The organism is Novosphingobium sp. 18050, assembly GCF_902706195.1.
In the GTDB taxonomy this organism is placed as follows: domain Bacteria; phylum Pseudomonadota; class Alphaproteobacteria; order Sphingomonadales; family Sphingomonadaceae; genus Novosphingobium.
On sequence record NZ_CACSJO010000113.1, the window covers coordinates 1 to 408 of the forward strand.

The following is a 408-nucleotide window of genomic DNA, read 5'->3' on the forward strand; positions in this document are numbered from 1 at the left end:
AGTGTGAGCAGCGCGGCCCCCAGCGTCGGCGCGCCCAGCGGAATGCGCCACCATGCACAGCCCATCAGCACCAGCGCCGACACCCCGAGCCCCGCGGCGGCCAGGCGGCCGCCCGTGCCCAGGGGATGCGACGGCACCTCCGCGGCGACGGGCCGGTCGATCTCGGGACGGAAGCGCCACCGCAGCACCAGATACGTCATCCCGATGGCCGCCACGGACGGCAGCCCGAACATCGCGATCCAGTGCGGCAGCGACGGCATCTGGCCGCCCCCCCACAGCACCAGGTTGGCCGGATTGGAGATCGGCAGCACGAAGCTCGCGGCGTTCGCCACGAACGCGCAAATGAACAGATAGGGCAGCGGAGCGGCCCCGACCGCGCGTGCCACGGCGATCATGGCCGGCGTGAGC

General features: G+C 72.8%; 1 pseudogene. It reads right to left on the bottom strand.

From position 1 onward, the window contains the following. Positions 1–408, bottom strand: a pseudogene (locus GVL61_RS24630) (anion permease); the annotation flags it as partial.